21 protein-coding genes and 1 pseudogene are annotated in these 23,847 nt (G+C 57.2%); 12 read left to right on the top strand and 10 right to left on the bottom strand.

Going from position 1 to position 23,847, the window contains the following annotated elements:
* The 6 genes from L901_RS07500 to L901_RS27915 all read left to right on the top strand — a co-directional run.
* A partial coding sequence (locus L901_RS07500) for an NAD(P)(+) transhydrogenase (Re/Si-specific) subunit beta (protein WP_197419698.1) occupies nucleotides 1-735 on the top strand: 735 nt, incomplete at its 5' end.
* Nucleotides 736-744: 9 nt separating this feature from the next.
* Nucleotides 745-1,863, top strand: coding sequence for a DUF4147 domain-containing protein (locus tag L901_RS07495; RefSeq protein ID WP_059755031.1), 1,119 nt, complete (start codon nucleotides 745-747; stop codon nucleotides 1,861-1,863).
* Between the two features lie 302 nt (nucleotides 1,864-2,165).
* Complete coding sequence (locus L901_RS07490) at nucleotides 2,166-2,945, top strand: ABC transporter permease (protein ID WP_120356872.1); 780 nt, start codon at nucleotides 2,166-2,168, stop codon at nucleotides 2,943-2,945.
* Nucleotides 2,946-2,974: 29 nt separating this feature from the next.
* The gene (locus tag L901_RS07485; RefSeq protein WP_059755029.1) at nucleotides 2,975-3,970 is read left to right on the top strand and encodes an ABC transporter substrate-binding protein; all 996 of its coding nucleotides are present in this window, start codon (nucleotides 2,975-2,977) and stop codon (nucleotides 3,968-3,970) included.
* Between the two features lie 40 nt (nucleotides 3,971-4,010).
* Nucleotides 4,011-4,802 carry an ABC transporter ATP-binding protein gene (locus L901_RS07480; protein ID WP_245289611.1) on the top strand — a complete coding sequence of 264 codons (792 nt, stop codon included), beginning with the start codon at nucleotides 4,011-4,013 and terminating at the stop codon, nucleotides 4,800-4,802.
* Nucleotides 4,803-5,568: 766 nt separating this feature from the next.
* Nucleotides 5,569-5,661, top strand: coding sequence for an SDR family oxidoreductase (locus L901_RS27915; protein WP_249936948.1), 93 nt, complete (start codon nucleotides 5,569-5,571; stop codon nucleotides 5,659-5,661).
* Nucleotides 5,662-5,688: 27 nt separating this feature from the next.
* Here the strand turns inward: L901_RS27915 and L901_RS27650 are convergent, their stop codons facing one another.
* A complete protein-coding gene (locus L901_RS27650) occupies nucleotides 5,689-5,814 on the bottom strand; it encodes a hypothetical protein (RefSeq protein WP_245289607.1) in 126 nt (41 codons plus the stop codon).
* Nucleotides 5,798-6,070, bottom strand: coding sequence for a recombinase family protein (locus tag L901_RS27645; protein WP_245289606.1), 273 nt, complete (start codon nucleotides 6,068-6,070; stop codon nucleotides 5,798-5,800). The genes L901_RS27650 and L901_RS27645 overlap by 17 nt, the downstream gene beginning before the upstream one ends.
* A gap of 462 nt (nucleotides 6,071-6,532) precedes the next feature.
* Between L901_RS27645 and dndB the strand changes: the two genes are divergently transcribed.
* From dndB to L901_RS07445, 5 genes are read left to right on the top strand one after another with little or no spacing between them, the layout of a single operon-like run.
* Entirely contained in the window at nucleotides 6,533-7,645 is a 1,113-nt protein-coding gene (gene dndB / locus L901_RS07465; RefSeq protein WP_059755023.1) for a DNA sulfur modification protein DndB, read from the top strand.
* Nucleotides 7,642-9,123 (top strand): DNA phosphorothioation system sulfurtransferase DndC, encoded by a 1,482-nt coding sequence (dndC, locus tag L901_RS07460; RefSeq protein WP_245289605.1) that lies wholly within the window; start codon nucleotides 7,642-7,644, stop codon nucleotides 9,121-9,123. The genes dndB and dndC overlap by 4 nt, the downstream gene beginning before the upstream one ends.
* On the top strand, nucleotides 9,120-11,105 hold the full coding sequence (gene dndD, locus L901_RS07455) for a DNA sulfur modification protein DndD (RefSeq protein ID WP_059755020.1): 1,986 nt from the start codon (nucleotides 9,120-9,122) through the stop codon (nucleotides 11,103-11,105). The genes dndC and dndD overlap by 4 nt, the downstream gene beginning before the upstream one ends.
* A complete protein-coding gene (dndE, locus tag L901_RS07450; RefSeq protein ID WP_059755073.1) occupies nucleotides 11,086-11,463 on the top strand; it encodes a DNA sulfur modification protein DndE in 378 nt (125 codons plus the stop codon). Before dndD ends, dndE begins: the two co-directional genes overlap by 20 nt.
* Nucleotides 11,460-12,623 carry a cysteine desulfurase family protein gene (locus L901_RS07445; protein ID WP_059755017.1) on the top strand — a complete coding sequence of 388 codons (1,164 nt, stop codon included), beginning with the start codon at nucleotides 11,460-11,462 and terminating at the stop codon, nucleotides 12,621-12,623. The genes dndE and L901_RS07445 overlap by 4 nt, the downstream gene beginning before the upstream one ends.
* 160 nt (nucleotides 12,624-12,783) lie before the next feature.
* Here the strand turns inward: L901_RS07445 and L901_RS07440 are convergent, their stop codons facing one another.
* The 8 genes from L901_RS07440 to L901_RS07405 all read right to left on the bottom strand — a co-directional run bounded on the left by L901_RS07440 (nucleotide 12,784) and on the right by L901_RS07405 (nucleotide 21,137).
* The gene (locus L901_RS07440) at nucleotides 12,784-14,619 is read right to left on the bottom strand and encodes a DUF262 domain-containing protein (RefSeq protein WP_059755014.1); all 1,836 of its coding nucleotides are present in this window, start codon (nucleotides 14,617-14,619) and stop codon (nucleotides 12,784-12,786) included.
* Nucleotides 14,612-15,097: a hypothetical protein gene (locus L901_RS07435; protein ID WP_059755011.1), complete on the bottom strand. Its 486-nt coding sequence runs from the start codon at nucleotides 15,095-15,097 to the stop codon at nucleotides 14,612-14,614. Before L901_RS07435 ends, L901_RS07440 begins: the two co-directional genes overlap by 8 nt.
* Nucleotides 15,094-17,031: a hypothetical protein gene (locus L901_RS07430; RefSeq protein WP_059755008.1), complete on the bottom strand. Its 1,938-nt coding sequence runs from the start codon at nucleotides 17,029-17,031 to the stop codon at nucleotides 15,094-15,096. The genes L901_RS07435 and L901_RS07430 overlap by 4 nt, the downstream gene beginning before the upstream one ends.
* The gene (locus tag L901_RS07425; protein ID WP_059755006.1) at nucleotides 17,028-17,210 is read right to left on the bottom strand and encodes a hypothetical protein; all 183 of its coding nucleotides are present in this window, start codon (nucleotides 17,208-17,210) and stop codon (nucleotides 17,028-17,030) included. The genes L901_RS07430 and L901_RS07425 overlap by 4 nt, the downstream gene beginning before the upstream one ends.
* 2 nt (nucleotides 17,211-17,212) lie before the next feature.
* The gene (locus L901_RS07420; RefSeq protein WP_245289604.1) at nucleotides 17,213-19,084 is read right to left on the bottom strand and encodes a DEAD/DEAH box helicase family protein; all 1,872 of its coding nucleotides are present in this window, start codon (nucleotides 19,082-19,084) and stop codon (nucleotides 17,213-17,215) included.
* 60 nt (nucleotides 19,085-19,144) lie between these two features.
* Nucleotides 19,145-19,678 carry a hypothetical protein gene (locus tag L901_RS26925; protein WP_147401453.1) on the bottom strand — a complete coding sequence of 178 codons (534 nt, stop codon included), beginning with the start codon at nucleotides 19,676-19,678 and terminating at the stop codon, nucleotides 19,145-19,147.
* Between the two features lie 404 nt (nucleotides 19,679-20,082).
* Entirely contained in the window at nucleotides 20,083-20,679 is a 597-nt protein-coding gene (locus tag L901_RS07410) for a mobile mystery protein B (RefSeq protein ID WP_059755001.1), read from the bottom strand.
* Nucleotides 20,676-21,137 (bottom strand): mobile mystery protein A, encoded by a 462-nt coding sequence (locus L901_RS07405; RefSeq protein ID WP_059754998.1) that lies wholly within the window; start codon nucleotides 21,135-21,137, stop codon nucleotides 20,676-20,678. Before L901_RS07405 ends, L901_RS07410 begins: the two co-directional genes overlap by 4 nt.
* Before the next feature lie 539 nt (nucleotides 21,138-21,676).
* Here L901_RS07405 and L901_RS07400 point away from each other — a divergent pair.
* Nucleotides 21,677-23,841 (top strand): annotated as a pseudogene (locus L901_RS07400) (ParB/RepB/Spo0J family partition protein).
* The last annotated feature ends 6 nt before the right edge of the window (nucleotides 23,842-23,847 follow it).

Below are 23,847 nucleotides of genomic sequence, written 5' to 3'. Positions count from 1 at the left end.
ATGCTGAACAGCTATTCCGGCTGGGCGGCAGCGGCCATCGGCTTCACGCTCGGCAACGATCTCCTGATCGTGACAGGTGCGCTGGTCGGCTCCTCGGGTGCGATCCTGTCCTACATCATGTGCAAGGCGATGAACCGCTCCTTCATCTCGGTCATCCTCGGCGGCTTCGGCGGCACGACGGGCCCAGTGATGGAAATCGATGGCGAACAGGTAGCAATCGACGCCGAAGGCGTTGCTTCGGCGCTGAACGATGCCGACAGCGTTATCATCGTGCCCGGTTACGGCATGGCGGTGGCACAGGCACAAAGCGCGGTGTCCGAACTGACCCGCAAGCTGCGTGCTGACGGCAAGACCGTGCGTTTCGCCATCCACCCGGTGGCAGGCCGCCTTCCCGGCCACATGAACGTGCTGCTGGCCGAAGCCAAGGTGCCTTACGACATCGTGCTGGAAATGGACGAGATCAACGACGACTTCCCCAATACCGACGTCGTCATCGTCATCGGCTCCAACGACATCGTCAACCCGGCGGCACAGGACGATCCGAACTCACCCATCGCCGGCATGCCGGTTCTGGAAGTGTGGAAATCCAAGCTGGTCATCGTCTCCAAGCGCGGTCAGGGAACGGGTTATTCCGGCATCGAGAACCCGCTGTTCTACAAGGACAATACCCGCATGTTCTACGGCGACGCAAAGCACTCGGTAAGCGGATTGCTACCCAAGTTTGGCGTGATGTGAGGACGCAATATGTCGAAGAACTGGCGTGACGAACTCAAAGACGTATTCCTCGATGGCTTGTCAGCCGTGACGGGAAAGTCTTCGGTCGCAAGAGCTTTGTCGGAGCATACCGAGTTTGCTCCCACCATGATTGTCGCCGTCGGAAAGGCAGCCTTGGATATGTACCAAGGTTGCCGTCCCCAACATCAGGATGTGCCAGCCTATATCGTCACCAAATATGGTCATGGCAGACTAGATGAACCAAACGTTACGGTCACTCAGTCCTCTCACCCTGTTCCCGACGCGGCGTCCCTGAAGGCAGGTGAGGGGCTCGTAGCATGGCTTGACGGTGCGACGCACGACGACAAATTGCTCATGCTGGTATCCGGCGGCGCGTCATCACTTGTTGAAAAGTTAAATGAGGGGAAAAGCCTCAACGACTTGAGGCGGATGACGGCTGCTGCTTTGTCTGATGGCAGCACGATCGAAGAGATCAATGCAAGGCGCATTGAGCTATCGGAGGTGAAGGGCGGAAAATTGCTGAGCCGCTTCAAGGGATCCGAGATTCTGGTACTAGCGATTTCGGACGTATCGTCGGACGACGTTGAGATTATCGGTTCAGGAATTGGAGCTCGTGGCTCGTTTCGAGGACACTACGTATCTGAAATCGTCGCCTCTAACCGTGTCTTTCGTAGCGTTCTCGAAGAACGTTTCCGGACCCGCGGTGTCGATGTCGTAGCAAATGCAGAGACCTTAAACGCGCCAGTCGAAAAGGTCGTTTTAGCAAGCCTCAAATCTGTTCGATCGTCGGGCCCTGGCGTGTACATTTATGGTGGAGAACCGACGATTAACTTGCCCGATGATCCGGGGATCGGTGGGCGAGCGCAGGGCTTGGCATTGCTCTTTGCCAAGGCAATTGTTGGGCGAGGTGACTTGCACATTCTGGTTTCCGGATCGGACGGTAGCGATGGTGTTTCTGACGCTACCGGGGCGATCGTCGATGGTGACACCTTTGCTCGCATTCCTGATGCCGAAGGCTATCTCGAACGGGCGGACTCTGGAACCTTCTTTAAAAAAAGCGGTGAGGCGATTGTTACCGGCCCTACCGGTACCAACGTGGCGGATGTTGTCGTGTTGATGCGCGAGTAGAACGGTCACTGGCTGGAGTTTGGGCTGCTTTTTTCGCCCATCACATAAGGTTGATATCCCGGAGGTCATTGACTTTTGAATGAAAAGTTCTCATTAATTCCCTATTTGGTGAATTAATGAGGCGATTGCCCGGATAGGCTGGTGAAAGAGTCCGTCAGATATTTGCCGAACCGGAGGACATGTTTGGCAAAACGACATCAAAAACCCGAAGCTGGCTGCACTTTAAACCAGCCGTAGAATTCTCAGAGGAGGAAATCTCGTATGCCCGTCGCCAAAAAAAAATGCTTATGGAGATATGCCTGATGTTATCTCTCAACTCTCCAATAATACGCCCGATCCTGCTGGTGGTATTCCTGGTCGTTCTGTGGGATCTTTCTATTCGCCTGTTCGCTATTCCGGCCTATCTGATTCCAACGCCGCTGGACGTAGCTGTGCAAACCTATGCACAATGGCCCATGCTCCTCGCCGAAAGCGTTCCGACGTTGCAGGCTACAGTTGGAGGATTTATTCTTTCTGTCGTCGTTGGCGTACCACTCGCAATGATGATCGCATATTCCAAGATGATCGAGAGCTACGTCTATCCGCTTCTGGTCTTTTCGCAGAGCATCCCAAAAGTGGCAATCGCGCCACTTTTTGTAGTCTGGTTCGGGTTCGGTCTGATGCCGAAGGTGATCGTCGCCTTCCTGCTGGGCTTCTTTCCGATCGTGGTTTCGACGGTGCTCGGCTTCAAATCGCTCGAAGCGGACATGATCGACCTGGCGAAGTCGATGGGCAGCACCCGGCTGAAGATGTTCTTCAAGATCAGTCTTCCAAATGCACTACCCGCTATTTTTGCAAGCATGAAGGTGTCGATCACCTTGGCGGTTGTCGGCGCTGTGGTTGGAGAGTTTGTGGGTTCCAATTCGGGCATCGGTTACGTGCTTCAACGGGCGAATGGCAATTTCGATTTGCCGCTCATGTTCTCGGCCCTGATCGTCCTATCGCTCATGGGAGTGGTGTTGTTCATGGTTATCGACATCGCCGAAAAACTCATGCTGCCCTGGCATATTTCAAACCGGATCGCGACTGCTGGCGCCCACTGAACGGCGCATAATAAGAGGAGGAAAAACACATGAAATTTTCTAGTTTGTTTGTCGGCGCAGTTTTCGCTGCCACGAGCGTGTTGTCGGTACCTGCTGCCGCGTTTGCACAGAATGCCGAAAAAGTCTCGCTCATGCTGAACTGGTACGTTACCGGTCTGCACTCGCCCATCATCCTTGGGAAACAGAAGGGCTTCTTCACAGACGAAGGCGTTGATCTCGAAATTCAGGAGGGGCGTGGTTCTGGCCCAACAGTGCAGGCTGTCGCTGCGGGTAACGTGACAGTTGGATTCGCTGACTTGACAACGATGATGGCACTTGCTGTCAAGGGAGCACCCGTCATCTCTATTGGGTCAGCGCTTCAACGCAGCCCCTTTGCCGTCATTAGCCTGAAAGAAAAAGGCATCGACACGCCAGAGAAAGTGAAAGGCCTTACAATCGCGATGACAGCTGGAGATTCGCCGTCGCAGTCTTGGCCCTTGTTTTTGGAGAAGAACAACCTGAAAGGCTCTGACTTCAAGACCGTAAACGGCGACGCAAAGACGAAGGTGAACGCGGTAATCACAGGCCAGGCCGACGCACTTCTGGGCTTTGCAACGGACCAGGGAACTCAGATCGAAGCAGCCACTGGGAAGCCGGTCACCAACATGCTGTTTGCTGACTTTGGCGTGAACAGCATCGGATCCTCATTCATTGTCAACACCAAGACCGTCAAAGGAAATCCAGAGCTTCTCAAAAAATTCCTGCGCGCCGCAACGCGGTCGTTCGAGTACGCTACGGAACATCCGCAGGAAGCAGTTGATGCAGTTCGGTCCGCATACCCGAATTCCGGCAACGCCGAGAGCCTGAAACGCGGTCTCGAAACTGCGATTCCGCTTTTCAAGACACAGGAAACGAATGGCCTTCGTCCTTTGCGCGTCACGGCGGGGCAGGTGGAAGAAACCATTGCGACCATGATTGCGGTTGGAACACTCAAGTCGTCGGATACCGATGTGGCGAAGTTCTACACCGACGCACTTCTTCCGTGAGGTTACGCTGATGACTGTTGTACGCATCTCCGAGACAAGTATGAAAGAGAATGTTCCGATGACTGGCAGGCCGACCCTCATTGAATTGAAGGGGGTCACGAAAAAATTCGGCAGTTTCGAAGCTCTCAGGCCAATAGACCTCCAGATCAAAGAGGGCGAATTCGTATCCGTCGTCGGTCCTTCAGGCTGTGGCAAAAGTACTCTTCTGAAACTGGTGGCGGGATTGGCACCGATTTCGGACGGCGAGCTTCTCCTTGCAGGAAAGAAAATCTCTGGGCCCCAGACTGACGTTGGTATCGTCTTCCAGAGTGCAGTGCTGCTCGCTTGGAGAACGATTATCGACAACATCCTTCTTCAAGCGGAGATGCGCAACATGAACAAGGTGGAGGCGCGGAAGCGCGCCGAAGCCCTGATCACGATGGCGGGACTTCAGGGATTCGAAAAGAAGTATCCGTGGCAGCTATCTGGGGGCATGCAGCAGCGGGCATCGATTTGCCGTGCACTCTTGCATGATCCGCAAGTGCTCCTGATGGATGAACCTTTCGGAGCTCTCGACGCAATGACGCGCGAGAAGATGAACGTTGAGTTGCAGAGGATATGGCTCGAGTCGCGGAAGACCGTACTTCTCATCACACACAGTATCCCGGAAGCGGTGTTCCTCTCCGATAGGGTCGTCGTTATGAGCGAAAGACCGGGATCGATAGCGGCGATCTACGACATCGATCTGCCCCGGCCGCGAGATCTCAGCGTAATGGCATCACCAAAATTCGCTGAGTACACCAAGACGATCCGTCAGCACTTCTTCGCGCAAGGGTCTTTGGACGATCATTAAACCAAAATGGGAGGCGACACGCATGTCTTTGAGTCGCCTCCGGCCGGAACGTCGGGTCAGGAAGGATAGGATCCAAATGATTGGCGTTGAAATACCATGAACAAGAGAATTGTCACCATAAAGAACACCTATTCCGAGGCACTACAGCAGGCGAAGTCCGCGTTCCTGATATCGGGCACATCTTTATCTTCGACGAACATGAACACGAATTTATCTTTGATGACATTCGCACTGAAGAGAGAGTCGTCTCGGATTTGAATGTCCGTTGCATTCCTTATGAACTCAAGCGGAAACCTAATACCATTATACCGCTAATCGGTCTATTCGGGCTGTTCGCTATTCTGATTGTACTCTTGGAAAGCACTTAAGAACTTCAGGTGCACAAAAGAGAGGAAATGGGGCTCCGCGGGCATTCGTACAATAATACCCGCTAAGGGAAATCGAAGTTGTTTGGAGTGAAGCGGTTAGCGCGTACTAGCCTGTATCGTTCGAGGGGGCGGTCAATTTCATTCCAGAGATAGTCGCCGGTGAGGCAATATGAGCCCACGGAAGCGGTGCGGCCTGGGCGAGCAGGTTATCGGGGATGACGCGATGACTCGGCTGCGGAAATAATCTACGGCCTGGCTGAGATAGACGGTGTTCCACAGGGCGATGGCATTGACGATGAGGTTGAGGTCGGACGCGCTCTTGATCCGTCTTTAGCCGCCAAACTCGCCGGGCATGCGCCACTTAATCGCAACGGGACGCCGGACGATGTGGCCGGACAGTGGCGTGGCTACTATCTGATGACGCGAAATTCGTCACGGGTCAGGATATTCCAATTGATGGCGGCTTCACGATTGGCGGACTACGGTTCTAGCGGCTGGGTCTATAAACGCCGCAGTTTCTATGGGGCGATGCCGGTAGTCTGCTCTGCACGTATGCGCTTCGCGATCTCGGCAACAGTGTTCTTGCTGATGCCGAGATCCCGTGCGATCCAGCGATAGCTGCGGCCTTCAGCAATCAGCGCCATGACTTTCGGTGCTAGTCGATCTGATTTTAGGCCGTTCTCCTGTTTGGCGACCTAACCTTTTGCCGCGCGCCTTCGCAGCGGCAAGACCGGATTTCACCCGCTCACTGATGAGGTCACGTTCGAATTCGGCAATGCTGGACAGGAATGTCGCGAGCATGCGGCCATGTGGCGAAGACAAGTCGAATGCCATCCCGTTCATGGCGATGATGGAAACCTTCCAGCTTTCCAGTTCACGAAGGGTGTGGAGAAGGTCCACCGTGAGCGTCTCCACCGGTGGGTTATGCCATGCGAGCGTCCTAGCATGCACATCCATTCAATGGCCGCCGGTCGCAGGGAGCCGTTCCTCGATGTGTGCCCGATCGATGGCGTTCTCGATCTCGACATTATGCGTCATTTCATCGAGGTGTTCTGCGAGGAGGCTTCGTTACGGAGAGTACGCCAGTGGCTTAAGTCTACACACCGATCGGCATCCAGCGGCAAGGCGATCTGGTTGAGCGGGCCATCAGGCCCAGTGAGGGCGGTGGCCGGGAAAGGGGTGTTCGTGGCGGGTTGAGATTGCTGGAGTATCAATAATTCTGTGGCTTCCCACGTTACCGGCTCGAATTCCGGAGATCCGGATGGTAGATTTTGAAGCATAGGAAGCGAGTAAACTAACTTCCATGTGTGAGGTTATTGACTTCCGATTATTGCCCAGCCATACTTCGGCTTGGAGAATCATATGAACAGCGATTTCATAACATTTGCGGCTATCAGGGGCGTGCAGGCTGGATCAGCTTATTACGTCGTGATGGTGCCCATTAAATCACTGCCACTGCTTTTCAAGTTCGATGACGAGGCTGTGCCTGCAGGCTTGCGCGCTCAACGTGTGTTGAACAAGGGACGCGTTCCGCAGATCGCTGAATACATAATCACGAACCCGGAAGAGTATATTCTCTCCTCGCTGTGCGGCTCAGTTGACGGCGAGATGACGTTCGAGTCTGCCTCTTCCGAGGGATCGATGCGTTCCGTCGGACAGCTGCGCATCTCGTTGGACGCCACTATCCTGATCAACGACGGACAGCACCGTCGTGCGGCATTGGTTCAGGCTCTCAGGGAGCGTCCCACTCTCGCCTCGGAGACGATCTCCGTGGTGCTGTTTGCAGACCGAGGACTTCGGCGGGCCCAGCAGATGTTTGCCGATCTCAACATCCATGCCGTCAGGCCGAACAGCTCTATCAAGCTGCTTTACGACCATCGCGATGACCTCGCGGGACTGACGCGCGAGGTGGTCCAGAAGATTCCGTTGTTTCGCGATTTCACCTGTTTCGACAGCGCGAGCATCTCAAACCGGTCGATAAAATTCTTCACGTTCAGTTCACTTCACCAGGCGAACGCAGCCCTCCTTGGAAAAGGACGCAATGCCCAGGTCTCCGAAGCGGACCTGTCACTGGCTGTGAGGTTCTGGGAAGGGGTCATCAGGGAAATGCCCGACTGGCAGCGCGTCGGTACGCGCGCTGTGGCCGCAGCGGAGTTGCGCCAGGACTACATCCACGCGCACGGTGTTGGCATACAGGCAATCGCTATCGCGGGCGCTCAGCTGGTGGCTGAGCATCCCGAGCAATGGGAGATGAAGCTTTCCGGTCTGCGCACCATCGACTGGTCGCGCTCAAACCACCTGCTCTGGGATGGACGAGCGATCGTCACCGGAAAGGTAAACCGATCCAAGAACAGTATCGTCTTGGTCAGCAACGTTGTCGTGCGGGGGCTTGGCATGGATCTCGGCGGGGCAGCTCAGAAGATCGAGGAGCTCTACGCGCCCGAAAATGCTGTGAAATATAAGGCGGCTGGATGATGACAGACAGTGTATTTGCCAATGCCGGGCTCGCCGCCCGGCTCGCCGAAATCCAGCAGGTTTACCTCTCCGACAACCGCCCATGGGTCGTGGGATATTCCGGCGGGAAAGACTCCACTTGCACGCTGCAGCTGGTCTGGGCTGCATTGTCAGCCCTGCCCTCCGAACAGCGTCAAAAACCCGTGTTCGTCATTAGTTCGGACACTCTAGTAGAGACGCCGGTCATCGTCCGGTATATCGACGTGACGCTTGAGAGAATCGAGCAGGCCGCGAAGGCGCAGGGCCTGCTGATCCAAACTCAGAAGGTGATGCCGAAGGTCGATCGAAGCTTCTGGGTGAACATGATCGGGCGCGGCTATCCCGCGCCGTCGAGAAGGTTTCGGTGGTGCACCGAGCGACTGAAGATCGAGCCCGCTGACGAGTTCATCCGCGAGCGCGTGGCCGAATACGGAGAAGTTGTGATGGTTCTCGGCGTCCGGACCTCTGAAAGCGCTACGCGGGCGCAGTCGATGTCTTTTCATAGGATCAAGGGCTCTGCACTTTCCCGGCACTCGTCTCTTCTGAACGCCTTCGTGTACGCTCCGATCGAAGCGTTTTCAACTGACGACGTGTGGACCTATCTCCTGCAGAATGAATCACCGTGGGGGAACGACAATCGTGACCTCGTCGCCATGTATCGCAACGCCTCGTCTGGCGAATGCCCGCTGGTCGTCGATACGACGACGCCTAGTTGCGGAAACTCCCGGTTCGGCTGCTGGGTCTGCACCGTCGTCACGAAAGACAAATCGATGGAGGCGATGATCGACTCTGGAGAAGACTGGCTCGAACCACTCCTAGACTACCGGGACATGCTTGCCGAGACCCAAGCCCCCGAAAAGAAGAGACTCTATCGAGACTTCCGACGCAGAAGCGGCCAGGTTTCGTTCATAGGCGATAGCGATACGCCGGTGCCCGGACCTTACACGCTCGACTTCTGCCGCGAACTCCTCACGAAGCTCCTCAAGACGCAGGTCGAAGTCCATCGCAATGCGCCTCCCGGCGAGAATAGTCCGCTGATCCACGAGGCCGAGCTGCACGAGATCAGGCGTATCTGGCGCTCCGAACGGGGTGATTGGGCCGATAGCGTACCCGCGATCGTTCGGGATGTGCTTGGACGGAACCTGGATTGGGTGATCGAGGACAATGTCAGCTTTACACGGGAGGATGCGGACTTGCTCGGCGAACTCTGCGCGGAACACGGCGTCCCGACCGAGCTCGTTACACGGTTGCTCGACGTGGAGCGGGCCGCTCACGGGCTGAAGCGGAGACACGCCGTCCACACGCGGATCGAAGACCTGTTCAAGCAGGAATGGAGAGGCGTGGATGAGATAGTGGCCGAGCGCCGCCAGAAGCTCGTTGCAGAAGGTCATGTCCCTGCGATGGGCGGTGGCGAGCAGGAGCGGGCAGAGTTCGAGCTCGATGATGAGGTCGTGGAATGATCCTGCGTTCGCTGAAGCTTGAGAACTTCGGCCTCTATCAAGGGGTGACCGCGTTCGACCTAGTGCCTCGAAAGAACGCCGGAGGCGATACCCCGATCATTCTCATCGGGGGCAGGAACGGAGCGGGGAAGACGACGTTTCTCGAAGCGCTGCGGCTAGCGCTGTATGGCAAGCGAGCGCTTGGAACGCGCGTAGGGCAGTCCGAATACGAACAGCACCTGCGCTCGCGTCTTCACCGCGGCTCGGGAATTTCCACGGCCGCAGTCTCGCTGGAATTCGACTACGCCGAAAGCGGCGTCGTGCATCGATATGTCGTGCGACGGGAGTGGTCGGTCCGCGGGGAGGTCGTCGCGGAAGCCATCGAGCTCGAAAAGGACGGGAAGACGATCACCTCGGTGCCGCGGGAAGAATGGCATCATTTTCTCCAGGAACTAATCCCGCCGGGTCTTTCGCAGCTGTTTTTCTTTGACGGCGAAAAGATCCAGGAAATCGCCGACGGCAGTGGAGAGGAAGAGTACCTGGCCGACGCCGTCAGGGGACTCCTGGGAATCGAGCTTGTAAACCGCCTGAGGACCGATCTAGCCCTGTATCTCGCTCGTCACAGGACGGCCGACCAGACGGCGGAAAGCCTCGGCAACAGGATTGAGGCCAATATAAGGGACATCGTGGTCGCGCAACGGCGTGCCGACGAGCTTTTCGAGGAGACGGCGGAACTCGCGTCGAGAAGGGATTCGCTTGCAAGGACTGCGGAGCAAGCCCGTCGGAGGTTCGTCGCAGAAGGCGGAGACATCGCCTTGGGCAGAGCCCGGCTTGAGGCGGATATCGAAGAGAACACGAGGGTACTGCATAAAGCCGAGGGAGAGTTCCGTGAGCTTTCGAACAAGCTCTTGCCATTCGTCTACGCTCCCAAACTGCTCGCCAAATTTACCTCTGCGCTCAACACCTCGACCGCGAACGATGTTGACCTCGGGGCCCTTGGACAGATGCTTGCAGGTCTTGAGGATTGGTCGGGAGCTTCTGCGAAATGGACGCTCGAACATCGGCGGGACATAATCGATTTCATCGAAGTAAAGCAAAATGACAGCAGCTCGTCGTTTGTGGATTTGCCCGACCGCCGGGGAGCGCTCGCAACGCTTGCTGTCGCGACCCGAGAGACCGTTTCACAAGCAGCGGCACTGCATGAGGAGCTGAGGCGTCTCGTTGCTAGGGTTGACGATCTCGCAAGAAGCCTCGCCAGGGCCGACAGCGCGGCTTCCGGCGTGATGCTCGACGATTTGAGAGAAGCAGACAAGAAGGTTGGCTCGACCGAGGCTTCCCTGCTCACGAAGCAGGAGGAGCTCAAGGCCGCCCGCTACCAGATCGCGATGCTCGAGCGGGAACAGGGTCGGTTGCTCGAAGAACAGTCGAAGGAAAGAAGCACGGCGCGCCAGCATGATCTTGGCTCACGGACCGCCAAGGTTCTCCTGGAATACGAGTATAAGCTGCTGACGCTCAAGTTGAGGCAGCTGCAGACGGAGTTTCTCCGCTGCTTTGCTCATCTCGCCAGAAAGCCGGACCTAGTTGGAGACGTGAAGATCGATCCGTCGACTTTCGCCGTCACGCTTTTTGATGCCCACGGCAGCGTACTTCCGAAATCGCGATTGTCCGCTGGCGAGAAGCAAATCTATGCGACCGCAATGCTGTGGGCGCTCGCGCGGACCAGCGGACGTCATCTGCCCATGATTATCGACACGCCGCTCGCACGTCTCGATACAGAACATCGCGCGCGCCTTGTGGAGCGGTATTTTCCGGCGGCCTCGCACCAGGTGATTCTCCTGTCGACCGATACCGAAATTGATGGCTACACGATGGAGCTTTTGAGCCCTTACGTGTCGCATAGCTTCCACCTGGAGTATGATCCCACGGAGCGACGTTCGATTGCTTCCCCCGGTTATTTCCAAAGCAGTGATGAGGAGGTTGGTCGTGCACTACAGCAAGCTTAGGATTTCCGCCGACGCTACGAGCAAATTGCGTTTCCTCCGGCAACGCACCGGCCTGACCCCGAACCTTCTCTGCCGCATCGCATTGATGATATCGCTGGAGGATGGTCCGATAGGTAACGTACCGCCTCCTGACGAAGAGGGCTCCGAATTCAACTCGTACACCCTGACCGGCGAACACGGCGCTCTCTACATCGCGCTGACGAGATGGGTCGAGGAGCGAGAAGGCACGGAACCTCACCTATCCGACGACGAACTGCTGGCTCGCCTCAAGGGACATATCCATAGAGGGGTCGGCACTCTTTCCGTACGAGCCAAGTCAGCTGTCGACGTGCTGGCTCTCGCAAGGGTGGCCGCATGACGCGTCCCGTCTATCTCGACCACAACGCTACAACGCCGATCGATCCTCTTGTGATCGAGGCAATGGAACCCTACCTCCGGGAAGTGTTCGGAAACCCGTCGAGCGTCGAGCACCAGCATGGTCATGATGCGGGGCGTGCGGTCGAGGACGCCAGGATTTCGGTAGCTAAGGCTATCGGGGCGAGGGAGAACGAGATCGTTTTTACTGCCAGCGCGACCGAAGCGAACAACATAGCGATTTTCGGGGCAGCCAGAGCAAGTTCCGGTAAACGACATCTCGTCACGAGCGTAATCGAGCACCCAGCAGTTCTCGAACCGATACGCGCGCTGGAACGCGAAGGCTTCACCATAACGTATCTCGGTGTCGACGAGAGCGGAAGGATCAGTCTGGATGAGCTAGAGCGTTCTATTACTCCGGAAACCGCGCTCGTTAGCATTATGGCTGCCAACAACGAGGTAGGCGTCATTCAGCCGTATCGCCGGATCGGAGAGATCTGCACCCGCAAGGACACTCTTTTCCATTCTGACCTCGCACAGCTGATCGCTTACCACCCTGTAGACGTGGAGGCGGACAACATTCATCTGGCGAGCTTGTCGGGGCACAAAGCCTACGGCCCTAAGGGAATCGGGGCACTATACGTACGGTCTCGCAGGCCGCGTGTGAAACTGGTGCCGATGATGTTCGGAGGCGGCCAGGAAAAGGGGCTTCGTCCTGGAACTCTGAATACGGCTTCGATCGTCGGAATGGGGCGGGCGTTTTCAATTTGCACGAACAGGGCCGCATCGGACGCGAAGCATGTCGCGCAACTCTGCGCGCAGTTCTGGGAAATTCTGACCGCAGTTGTACCGGACGCGAGACTGAACGGACCCACCGATAGCAGGCTGGCAAACAACCTTTCGATATCGGTCGACGGGATCGAACCTCTTGCCCTCATGCGGCGCCTCCGAACGCAAATAAGCTTCTCGTCTTCCAGCGCTTGCGCCACTGACAAAATGCAGACCTCGCACGTGCTTCTTGCGATGTTCGGCAATACCGCGCGCGCGCGGCAAGCGTTCCGCATTGCACCGGGTCGTTTTTCGACGGCGGAAGAGGTGAGGGAGATGGCCGGGATTTTGGCCGACGATATCGTGAAGCTGAGAGAGAGCACTCAGGTAGCGTAATGGTCGGCAGACTATCAGGTCTGCGTTGCCATGGCTTCAACATCATTTCTGAAAATCCGCAAGCCTTCGTCCTTTCGCTTCTGCGACCTTTTCTCGTTTGTTCCCATCAAAGCCGGCGCGCCTGAGTGGAGAACGGGCTTCCAATCACGGCCCTAGCCGTTCAGATTGTGAATGTCCTCACTGCCATCGCGACAAGAGCTTCCGTTCGGGATTCGACAATTTCGGGGGTCCACAAGACGTTCTCGCTAATCTGCCGATTCAAAAGGGATGAGGAATTCGCGAAATACGGCCGCTTCTCGCTGAACGGTTTAGCCCCGGCGGCAATGTTTTCCGGGCTGCTGAGGTAGGTTAGGTTTCCAAGCGTATCCATCAAAGGCAGAAGGGAGCTATCGGCAGGCTCCGTATTTTCAGCATAGACGTGCTCGATGGTTCCTGTCTCGAAATCAAGTATCCGAGTCTCGTCACGGCACGTCGGAGAACCCTGCCCCCCGTCCGCATGCCATCTGGCGTAGTCTTCCAGTGTCATCAAAAGATATTTGAGCGGCTTGTTCGTGGCCTCGGTGCGGGAGTAGCGCATATTAGCCAGCGCCTGCCTGAAGGTCTCTTCGGAGACATATGTCTCGCTCAGCGCAGCAAGATCATGGCGGAGATCTGCGATGCGGAATTCACCTGCCTCTCGCCTGATTGCCACCGCGTGGCGGTTCAATACCTCGATCGCACGTCCCCGGTTTCCGTCACCCAAGACTGCGTAACGGAATGCGAACCGCTCCACCAAACGGACGACGTCTGCGAAAACGGTATCCCTCAGCTGACACGCGGAGACAAGCAACGGGATCGCATCAGTGTATCGAAGATGGAGGATAAGAAGCCTCAGGCGGTTGCGCTTCCACTGATTTACCCTCTGCGATGGGGCGAAAGGCCAGTCGCCGGCGCTTATGGACTTCACGCGGTCGAAATCGTCCTTGAGGTTTCGGACCTGCTGAAGCAGTTCCGCCGCTGTCCGCCGATCCAGCGTTATGCCAACCGTGGCGGGGAAAAAGGCGATCATATAGTCGTCCAGGAGCGTTGACTTGCTAGGCCATTGACCGACCTGGGAGGCGTACAGTCCGCCGAGCGCATTTCTGACGATGAGCGTGTCCCCGCTGAGCATCTCGTTCCAACATTCTTCCGCCTCGTTCAGTTCGGGAAGACCGACAACCGGTTCGAGCAGTTCGAGCGTCGCAGAACGCAGCAGCTCGCCCTCGGTGAGGCTCAACCCCCGGTCATTCAGGACCTGAAACAGCATGTAGGCGTCGGCTTTGTCCCCGGCTGCCATGTGGATTATAGTCCAGTCGGATTTCAAGACCTCATGGACATCGTGCAGCCGCTCGGCGGCGGCCGCCAGGTTCCCGTCGGTTTCCTCCACGAGCTCGTCGAGATATTGGCCTATCTGGTGATAGGCGGCGCTCAGGAGCTCATGAGATTTCCGATCCGCCTTAGGGTTAGAACCTGCAAGAAGCGCAGCAAAGAATGTCTGATCAGGCTCCGAAAGTTGGATCCTTGGCACGTCGACGTTCTGTAGCCTGATCTCGTCCGCGAAAATCTCATACTGATCCTGCAACAGCTGTGCCCTCTTGCTGAGGGTTTGTTGAAGAGGGTCTTCACCAGGCAGTTTCCCGGCTAGCTGAAGAAGGATGCGTTTCAGCTGGCCTACAAGCATGGCGAACGTGGCGAGACGCTGCTGACCGTCAACGACCTGGAGATTCGTCCGGCTTGATCCGGCAACCTTTGCCTCGACTGTTACCAGTCCGCCGAAGAAATGATGTCGAGAGCTTTCTTTCGCGATCCGGAGCCGGACACAGCGATTGAGGTCGTGAAGAAAGGCCGTTATCTCCGTCCATCCCCACGCGTAGTTTCGCTGGTAGCGAGGGGCCTGAAAGGTGTGCTGGCTCCCAAGGAGCTTCGCCACGCTCTGGTGTACCGGCTCGATGGTGCGGTTCACTTTGTTCTCAGCCATTGAGGTTCCACACGCTATGATACGCGACCATGAAGTCTTCGACGTTGTCAGGCGGCGAAATGCGCTCCTCGAGCTTTTCGAATCCTGCGGCAGCATAGAGGTTCAGATATTTGTCTCCTTCGTCGCTGAGGCGAGTGACAGAGCGCAGATCAAGCAGCCGAACCATTTCCTGCTCGATGCTCTGCCTGTCGTCTTCACGGATATCTTGACGAGCCAATTCCGCGTCCACGAGCAGCCCTGCGATAAGCTCCGCTTGTGAACGGTAGTCTTCCGGGTAGCCCTTTATAAACTCGTTCGCTTCGAGCTGCTCTCCTTTGCCATGCCTGCGCATGTCCAGCCCGACGAGCAGACAGCAGTAAAAGGCATCGAACATTAGGAAGCGGGTCGCATCCTTGCTAGGTGTCGTGGTGCGCGCGAAAGCCCTGGCGTCTTGTATGCCGAACCAGCTGCGCGCCCGGTTGTGGAGGAAAAAGCTCATTGGACTGCGTCCCTCCCTTGGAACGACTGGAAAGCCGTGATGCCCTCTTCGATCCGAACCTGGCCTTCCAACCGTGAGATCGTCAGATAGCGGACGTCGTTACCGCGCCGGTAGAAGCTCTCCGCGAACCCATCCCGCTCGCTCGAGATCACGAACATGATCATCTGGTCGAAAAGACCGGGGATCAGATCGCCGACCTCCCGTCGATTGCTGTTGTCGAGCGAAACCACGGGGCTATCGACCACGAAGGGCAGGCTGTAAGGCGCGTCCGACAGGAGCGATGTCAAGAACGCATATGCTACCGAAAGACTTTGACCTTCGCTGAGCTCCTTCTTTTCATGCAAACCTGGCGACGCCATCGCCAATCCGCCTGCGATCCGGGTTACTTCGAGCAGTTCCGTACGGGCGATCTGCAGTAGCTTCTCGTTCGTCAGACGGCGCACCCGTTCCCGCAGACGGGTAAGGGAGCGGGTTTCGAAATCCGTGATAAGGGCCTTCATCACGTCCGCCTTCTGATTGAACCGGCGCGTGTTGAGAGCGGTGTTGTACTTGTTGTCGCGGTCTTTCAGTTCCGCCTTGCAGAGCGAAAGGTTTGTTTCCCACGTAAGACGCAATTCACGCTGACGGCCGGAATCCTTCGTCGTTAGGCGTTCGTATTGGTGGTCCAGGCGGGAAAGACGCTCGATGACGTCGTCTCGTTGTTTGTGGAGATCGGCCAATATGGCGTCTCCGTTTTCGATACTTTCCATCTCCAGCCTGTCACGGTTCGCTTTCAGCCGCTGCCGGGAAAGTAACTTGGTACGCAGTTCCTCGATAGTCGACGCGAACCTGTTGGTGTCCGCGTCGGTTTCGCGAAGGGCGAGCTTCATCTGATTGATGATCGAAATCTGGTCCTGGGCCAGATATCTGGAGGACTCCGTGCGGATGTGTTCCTTCTCGTCGTGGCCGAGGGGCCTGCCGCAAACGCACCGCTCTTGCTTCGCGAGGTCCTGGAAAAATTCCGAGCTGATCGTTTCGGGCAGTTTCAGCTCGAACAACCGCCCGCCCAGATTGGTGAGACGAGCTAGAAGGCGAGGGTGCACATGCGGAGGGCGGCGCAACAGCGCGAGGGCCTGGCCGCTTAAGAAATGCGTGTCCTGCGTCAGCGCCTCCTGCTGTGCGGTCAGGGCGGTGAGGCGGTCGCGGTAGTCATCATTTTCCGCGAGATGTTCTTTGATGGCCGCCTCGAGCTCCTCTGCCCGCTTGCGAGCAGCGCTGCGCTGTGTCGCCAGCGTCCGCTCCTCGCTCGTCAGCCTGGTATTCGCGCGCAAGGCTTCATCGCGGGAGTTCTTCAGCCGATTAACGCCGCGATCTTCTTTGGCGGTCGTCATTGCGGCAGCGCGCAGTTGTTCGACTTCTACGATCTGTGTGACCGAAGCCTTCAAACTTGCGATCTGTCCCAGACGGTAGAGCGACTTGATGGCGTTGTCCGCGGTTTGCCCGTTCATGTCGCGAATTTGTTTCGCAAGCTCGCCGTTGAATATGAACATCTCTGCGAGCTGCGTCGTGAGAAGGTCGCTGAGTTCCGTCGGCAAAGCTCGGCCAGGCACTCTTCCACCGTCCCTGCTTTCTGCCCGCACGGTATAGCGCGACGTATTTCCCGTTCGGAAGTCGAAATCTATGCCCAGCCTGAAGGGCCGGTCGTCGACAATCAGCTGTAACTCGAAGCTACCCTCTTCCACCTGGTCGTCTGCCCGCAGGTCGAGGACCTCGGCGGGGCCGATCGCATCGTTGGACAGCAGTTTTCGAAGCAGGGACATAGTCGTGGTCTTGCCCATTCCGTTCGGCATCTGGATCAGCGACCAGCGGTTGGGCGCTTCGCCGAGATCGATATCGAGGTGGCGCAGTCCCCCGCGCAAGTTTCGGGTCTTCCAGCCACGGATAAGGACCTTCATTCGTCGTCTCCTTCGTCCACCTGGACGAGTTCGAGGACGCGCCGCACTTCGCTATCAGCGTGGTTCGATACCAGCGCGTTTTCAACGAGTTTCCGGAATCGTCTTTTGAATTCCTCGGTCTGCTCCTCCGCTGTTGCGGCGAAGGCTTCCTCGAGCGCGGCTTCTAAATCCGGATCCATGCTCACTCCTCTCCGCCATTCTCGGGCGATTTCCTAACCGCCGCGAGTTTGCGAAACCAATTTCGTCTTTCGACGTCGGCGGTGCTTTCCTCGTCTGTCTCGTCTTCGTCGAGGTCGTCGACTCGGATGAAGTCGATCACCAGGGCGCGCTTGTCCGGATTTGAGGGATCGGTACGAAGGCAGCGTCCGAGGCGTTGAACGGTTTCAAGACGAGCCCTCGAAGACGCAAACAGAACGATCGTGTTCACGGAACGGATATCGATCCCCTCGGAAATGCGCTTACAGGTCACGAGGCAGTCGAGCTGGCCAGACGCGAAGCGTTTGAGGTTGGCCCTATCATCGTCACCGTAGTAGGTGTGATAGTCCACCCCCTGCCGCATCAGGATTTCCTGAACAAGAACCCCGTATTCGGCCGTTTCGACGAATATCAGGCATCGTCCCAACACTGCAGGGTTTGCTTTTACATAGTCCGCAAACGGTGGAAGTTTTTCGGTCGACAGCTTCCTGATCCGCGCGAGCTCCTGGTACAGCTGTTCGACGGGAGACGGTTCGGGGGAACGTGCCTTGGCGTGATGGCGCTTGATGGCCTGCCTGACGGCCGCCTTGTCCTCGTCAGAGAAGCGGTACTCAAGACCAACGTAGTCGAACTCGCAGAGAATGCCGCGCTTTATGGCGGCCTCCAGCGTGAAGCGGAAGAGCACCGGGCCGATTTCTTTGTCGATGAACTCGTTTCCCTCCCGGTCATAGGCGCGTTCCGGTGTCGCGCTCAAGCCGAGGCGGAATTCGAAATCCTCAAGCCGCCCTGTCAATGCTGATACGATCGATGCCGATCCCATCCCATGGACCTCGTCGCATATCAGCAGAGTCTTTCTTTTTGTAAGCGCCGGGATCAGGGGAACAGCCTTGGCAAGGTTTTGCCGCGACATCAGAAGCACAGCGTCTTTGGGTGCGTTCATGAAAGACAGACTTTCGCGCAAGCCGCCGTAGTCGCGATAGACTGGGAGGTCTGTCCTCCTGAGGAGTTCGTTGTACCACTGATCAAGAAGATCAGTACCGTGAGCGCTGACGATGGCGGACTCCGCCAGTCCGCGTTCGCACAATTCCTCCAGAATTCTGATCGCTGTCCTGGTTTTACCTGTGCCGGTGGCCATTTCGAGGACACCGCGTCGAGCGGCGAGAAAGGCGCTGATGGCGTCTTTCTGGTGCTTCCATCGCGAGTTCTCAGAAGAGACCTGGCCCTGCTGAATGTAGGGTCGCGGAAAGTTTTTTGTGAACTCGATAAGGTTCTTCCGAATTGCCCTCGGCAGATCGTAGAGCCGGAGATTCGGGTCTTTGTTTTCCCAGAGGTTGTCGAACCTCTCCTGCTCGTTCTGCACGCGTTCGGCTTCACGCTCGTCGAGCCACGAATAATACACGCTGATGGATTCGTAGTTCCTGAACGCCTGCGCGCTGTCGTTGGGCGAGCCCCTGAAGGCGACCGCATCCTTGCCGTCGCCAAACGTACCGAACTTGTCGTGGAAGTCGCCGTCCAGGTCAGAGACGGGTACTGCCAGCTGGAAATCAAGAAGTCCGTCGGCGATCATCCAGGAGAGCGCCGCTAACGTATTTTTTTCAAGTTCCCCGGCGAGTTCGTCCAGGGTGACCTGAAGAGTCGCCCGCAGAGCCTCGTCAACTTTCGCCTTGCTACCCTCAGCCAACGCGGCGCAGTCTTCGGGCGAGAGCTTGGGACTCGCTATGATGCGGGCTCTCCCGCCATTCCTCGCCAGCTCCGCGAGGCCGGACGCGGCCAGCTTTAGCCAACGAGACGTGAAGAACCCCACGCCTCTATCGTACGTCGACGCCTGGGACAGGGCGGGCACGATAAATTCGGCCAATAGCCTGTCGGTCGATGTATTAAAGCTGGTTCTGGTACTTAGATCCCGTAATGGCATCTGTCACCCGTTCGTATAGAGAGGATTCGGTTGCTTCGAATCTTTGGTAGCCTCGTTTCTCTGAAAAAAACAGGTCACTAAGAAGCACCTCGCGTTTTTACGAACTTGGCGGGGAAGTTTCATATCTACAGGGTGCCTGATGAGCGACCGACCGGAGCCTGACCGGTTTTGAGACCGCTCATCGCTGAAGTTGACATGGCCCGCGTTCCAAGGCCGATTTTTGAAATAGGGGGGTGTCAGATCGCTTTCAGGTTTGCCTTCCCTGAAAAGTTTACGCATGACTTCAAACAGCGCCTGTCCTCCGACAGTCATCCCGCCGAGCCCGACCACGCCGACAATCAGGTTTATCCAGATTGCGGTGTGTGGAAGCGGAGGAGTAACTCTAATCTCTTCACCAGCGGCCTTGAAGCCGTTGTAAGACTGCTCGCGTTCGTTACCTGGACTCGTCACCGGTTCCCCTAACTCTTGTGGCCAGCATTTTGAACCAATATCACTGCTAAGTTGTAATTTCACTAGCGATTGCAAGTGCGAAATCATCGCGAATGAACCACTGAGAGATAGAAATTGCTATTGGCTCAAATGGTCTGTTGTGCCAAAGCAAGAAGCTTGTTGTAGTGCGTTACCCTTATGCAGCGAAGCACTGAACTGCGTTCGGTACCGAGAACAGCAAGAAGTTTCTGCATTCCAATTGCGGTACAAGCGCTGTTCCCGGCAGATGCCTGCAAAGTCAATCTACCAAAGCTGTCGCCGAATGCCGACTAAATCCATGACTTCTTCTCCTGTTGCTGCTGGCCTGATTAAGCAAGGCGGTAGCAACGGTAAAGGAAGACCGGGATGATTAATCCTTGGTCGCTTTGCGAATCTTTGCTTCCGTTGGCGGCAACAATAGCGGGGTCGTGGGTTCGTGTCCCAGCAAGGCGAACGATGGCAGGGGCCGGGCCTCAGCTATGCACGAATTCCAGCAGCGGCTTGATATCATGTTTGTCGGCGGCGCGCAGGGTTGCGACATAGCGAGTGCGCAGTTCACCGACATCGGTCAGAGTTCCGCCTCCCCAACTGAAACGCTCGCCGCCAAGACGTCCGATCAGAAGATCGGCCGCCAGGCGAGCGTGACGGCCATTTCCGTTTGGAAATGGGTGGATCGCGACCAGGCGATGGTGGAACCTGACCGTAATCTCATCCGGCGGAAATGTCTCATGCTCAACCCAATAGCGGGTGTCGCTTAACAGGCTCGCGAGCTCCATTCCGATGCGGTAGGCTTGGACGCCGATGTTGCGCTCCGTCGTTCGGAAGGTGCCTGCCCATTCCCAGACGTCGCCAAACATCCGCTTGTGCAATGTTCGCATGAAATCCTCGCTGAGCATTCGCTCAAGCGATACGCGCCGGCGACCCCGCGCCCAGGCCGCACCCTCGACGATGTTTTCCTGCTCCGCCTCGTTGAGATCACGGCGATGCGTGATCCATGTCTGAAGCAGACCCTCTCGCTCCTGCGGTTCAAGGGGCGTTGCGTCCTCAGGCTCCTGAAACAGGTCCGTCATGTCTCGCTCCAGAGGTCGCGCTCGGAGAGCTTGTCGCGAATGTATGCTTGGACGCGGGATTCAAAGTCCACCTCATCTGTGCCCTGAGCTTCGAGCCGCATTGTATGTGCGACGCGGTGGAGCTCGCGCGCTGCGATTTTTCTCGCGCGTGCCTCGATGACAGTCTCAAGTGAAGTGTTTGGAACGAGGGCGTAGACGAGTGTGCAATCCAGCGCCTCCGCTGCGCGACGTAAGGTGTTAAGTTGGATCGTACCTGCGGCTTCCGACTTCTCGATGGCTTCGACAGTTTGGGGTCGCACGCCAATGCGCGTGCCCAGCTGCATGCCCGTCATTCCGAGCGCGTCGCGTAGAGCACGCACCCATCCTTTCGGTGGCACCTTGAACCGTTCAATTGGTTGGAGCGCCCGAAGCCTTTCATCAAGGCGCAGGCGCCCCCTTTTTCGACTATCGCTTCTCATCCACTTATCTCAGGCTGTAAGCTGATCTCATGACAATATGTATCAGTATAAGGGCTGATAATCAATGTTAATAATTCAGACTTTAATATGATATATGGACTTATTATATCAGCTTACAGTCTGTGCATGCGATGGCCTCTGCCGAAAACCCAGCGGTGCATCATACCATCCAATGAGCATCCCGGCATGCACATCCATTTCAATGATCGCCGGTCGCGGGAGCTGTTCCTCGATGTGTGCCTGGTCGGCGGCGCTCTCTATCTCGACGTCATGCGTCATTCATCGACGTGTTCTGCGAGGATGGTTTCGTGACGGGCGCGCGCCCGTGGAGGAAATCACCGCACCGATCAGCATCATCCTGCGGCAACTGGCGAGCTGGCTCAAAGAGCCCTGATACGTCGCCCGCAGCGGAGTATATGCAGGCGGCAGGCGGGTGAGGGCGGCGGCCAGGAGAAAGGAGTAAGAGGGGGGAAGGGGCATTCTTGGCGGGTTGAGGTTGCTGGAGAGAAGCTCTGGCCGGCCCGCCAAGGAGCAACGACATGGCACAAGCCATTCAGAAAATCGCGCTCAACGCCGGACGCGATATCCCCTTCAACAAGCTCGTTCTCAGCCAGCAAAACGTACGCAAGACCAAGGCAGGCGTCTCGATCGAAGAGCTTGCCGACGACATTGCCCGGCGTGGCCTGCTGACCAGCCTCAATGTCCGCCCGGAATTCGACGCTGAGGGCAAGGAGACCGGTATCTATCGCATTCCGGCCGGCGGCCGCCGCTATCGCGCACTGAAACTGCTGGTCGACCGCAAGCAACTGACCAAGACCACGGGCATTCCCTGCATCGTCAGCGCGGGGGAGACCCTGGAAGCTGAAGACTCGCTTGCTGAAAACGTCAAGCGCGTCGACCTGCATCCGCTGGACGAGTTCCGTGCCATGATGGCCCTGCGTGAGCAGGGACTCGATGAGGAAGAAATCGCCGCCCGCTTCCATATCGCGGTTGCGACGGTGAAGCAGCGTTTGCGTCTGGCGTCGGTCTCGCCGCGCCTTCGCGATCTCTATGCAAACGACGAGATGAAACTCGGTCAGGTCATGGCGTTTTCAATCACCAATGACCATGCCCGGCAGGAGCAGGTCTGGGAGACTATCTCGCGGTCGCACAATCAAGATGCCTATTACATCCGCCGGATGCTGACCGAAACCTCGATCCGGGCGGCTGATCGCCGCGCGGTCTATGTCGGTATCGAGGCCTACGAGGCCGCCGGCGGTGTCGTCCTGCGCGACCTGTTCGAGCAAGACAACGGCGGATGGCTTCAGGATCCGGCGCTCATCGAGCAGCTCGTGTTCGAAAAGCTGGCGGACGACGCGGAAGTGCTGAAGACCGACGAGGGTTGGAAATGGGTCGACGCCGCGATCGACTTTCATTTCGGATATGCCTCTGGCCTTCGCCGCTTCTATGGGAAAAGGGCGGAATTCACGGAGGAAGAGCTTGTACGCCATGGCGAATTGACCGCGGAATTCGACAGGCTCAGCGATGAATATGCCGCCGCGGACGATTACTCGGAGGCAACCGAGGCTCGGCTCGAAGAGCTCGACAACGAACTGAAGACGCTGAACGATCGGCCATTTGTTTTTGATCCCGACGAAGTCGCCCGCAGCGGCGTGTTCGTTTCGCTGGCCGCCGATGGTCAGTTGAAGATTGAACGTGGTTACGTCCGGCCAGAAGACGAACCTCTTGTGGAGCCGGATACTGATGATGGTGATGGCTCCGGCGATGAAGTCGGCGGAGATAATGATGCTGCCGTGGCTACCGCGTCTGCCGGCGGTGTCAGCATCAACGGCAACCCCGTCGGTGTCGAGGAGCCGGAGGAGGAGGACGGCAAGATCAGGCCACTTTCCGATCGTCTCATCGAGGATCTGACTGCGGCCCGGACCATTGCGCTCCTGAACGCGCTGGCCAACGATCCGGTAACGGCGTTCATCGCAGCCTTGCACGCTCTCGTGCTGAAGACCTTCTACAGTTACGGTGCAGCTTCGTGCCTCGAAATCACCGTGCAGAACTCTGTATCCAACCAGGCGCACGGGCTCGGCGATACCGTCTGGGCAAAGGAGATAGAGCAGCGCCAGGAGAACTGGGGACACGATCTCCCCGGCGAGGCCGATGCGCTCTGGGGCTATCTGATCGCGCTTGATCAGGAAAGCCGCATGGCGTTGTTTGCCCATTGCACCTCGCTGACGCTCAACGCCACGATCCAGCAATGGAACAAGCGGGCGAAGGAAAACCACCACGCCCGGCAGCTTGCCCAGTCGATCGGGTTCGGCATGGTCGAGGCGGGCTGGACGCCGACGGTCGACAGTTATCTCGGCCGTGTCACCAAGGCGCACATCCTGCAGGCGGTTCGGGAAGCCAAAGGCGAGCAGTCGGCGCAGCTCATCGACCATCTCAAGAAGCCCGACATGGCGCGCGAGGCCGCCCGGCTCCTGGAAGGCAGCGGATGGCTCCCGGAAGTGCTGCGGTATCCGGCCGATGAGCTCCCGATCGAGGTCGCGGCCGCAACCGATGGTACCGACGCGCTCGTCGATGACGACGCCACCGGCACCTCCGACGCGATGACATCGATCTGCCGGCGTTCCTGACCGAGGACGCGGAGGTTGATGAAACACCGGCCAATCCTGCCGAGGATGAGGGCGGGCACCTCCAGGCAGCCGAATAGTCGGCC

This window comes from Agrobacterium sp. D14 (assembly GCF_001526505.1).
Lineage (GTDB): Bacteria > Pseudomonadota > Alphaproteobacteria > Rhizobiales > Rhizobiaceae > Agrobacterium > Agrobacterium leguminum.
The sequence above is the reverse complement of the archived record's forward strand: the minus strand, read 5'-3'. Positions and strand labels throughout refer to the sequence as shown.

Bases quoted from the DNA above. Each gene is read 5' to 3' on its own strand.
- L901_RS07485 (WP_059755029.1), top strand. From the start codon at position 2,975: ATGAAATTTTCTAGTTTGTTTGTCGGCGCAGTTTTCGCTGCCACGAGC.
- dndC (WP_245289605.1), top strand. From the start codon at position 7,642: ATGATGACAGACAGTGTATTTGCCAATGCCGGGCTCGCCGCCCGGCTC.
- L901_RS07425 (WP_059755006.1), bottom strand. From the start codon at position 17,210: ATGGATCCGGATTTAGAAGCCGCGCTCGAGGAAGCCTTCGCCGCAACA.
- L901_RS07410 (WP_059755001.1), bottom strand. From the start codon at position 20,679: ATGACGGACCTGTTTCAGGAGCCTGAGGACGCAACGCCCCTTGAACCG.
- L901_RS07405 (WP_059754998.1), bottom strand. From the start codon at position 21,137: ATGAGAAGCGATAGTCGAAAAAGGGGGCGCCTGCGCCTTGATGAAAGG.
- dndB (WP_059755023.1), top strand. From the start codon at position 6,533: ATGAACAGCGATTTCATAACATTTGCGGCTATCAGGGGCGTGCAGGCT.
- L901_RS07480 (WP_245289611.1), top strand. From the start codon at position 4,011: ATGAAAGAGAATGTTCCGATGACTGGCAGGCCGACCCTCATTGAATTG.
- L901_RS07435 (WP_059755011.1), bottom strand. From the start codon at position 15,097: ATGAGCTTTTTCCTCCACAACCGGGCGCGCAGCTGGTTCGGCATACAA.
- L901_RS26925 (WP_147401453.1), bottom strand. From the start codon at position 19,678: ATGATTTCGCACTTGCAATCGCTAGTGAAATTACAACTTAGCAGTGAT.
- L901_RS07490 (WP_120356872.1), top strand. From the start codon at position 2,166: ATGTTATCTCTCAACTCTCCAATAATACGCCCGATCCTGCTGGTGGTA.
- L901_RS07445 (WP_059755017.1), top strand. From the start codon at position 11,460: ATGACGCGTCCCGTCTATCTCGACCACAACGCTACAACGCCGATCGAT.
- L901_RS27650 (WP_245289607.1), bottom strand. From the start codon at position 5,814: ATGGCGCTGATTGCTGAAGGCCGCAGCTATCGCTGGATCGCACGGGAT.
- L901_RS07440 (WP_059755014.1), bottom strand. From the start codon at position 14,619: ATGGCTGAGAACAAAGTGAACCGCACCATCGAGCCGGTACACCAGAGC.
- L901_RS07495 (WP_059755031.1), top strand. From the start codon at position 745: ATGTCGAAGAACTGGCGTGACGAACTCAAAGACGTATTCCTCGATGGC.
- dndD (WP_059755020.1), top strand. From the start codon at position 9,120: ATGATCCTGCGTTCGCTGAAGCTTGAGAACTTCGGCCTCTATCAAGGG.
- L901_RS07430 (WP_059755008.1), bottom strand. From the start codon at position 17,031: ATGAAGGTCCTTATCCGTGGCTGGAAGACCCGAAACTTGCGCGGGGGA.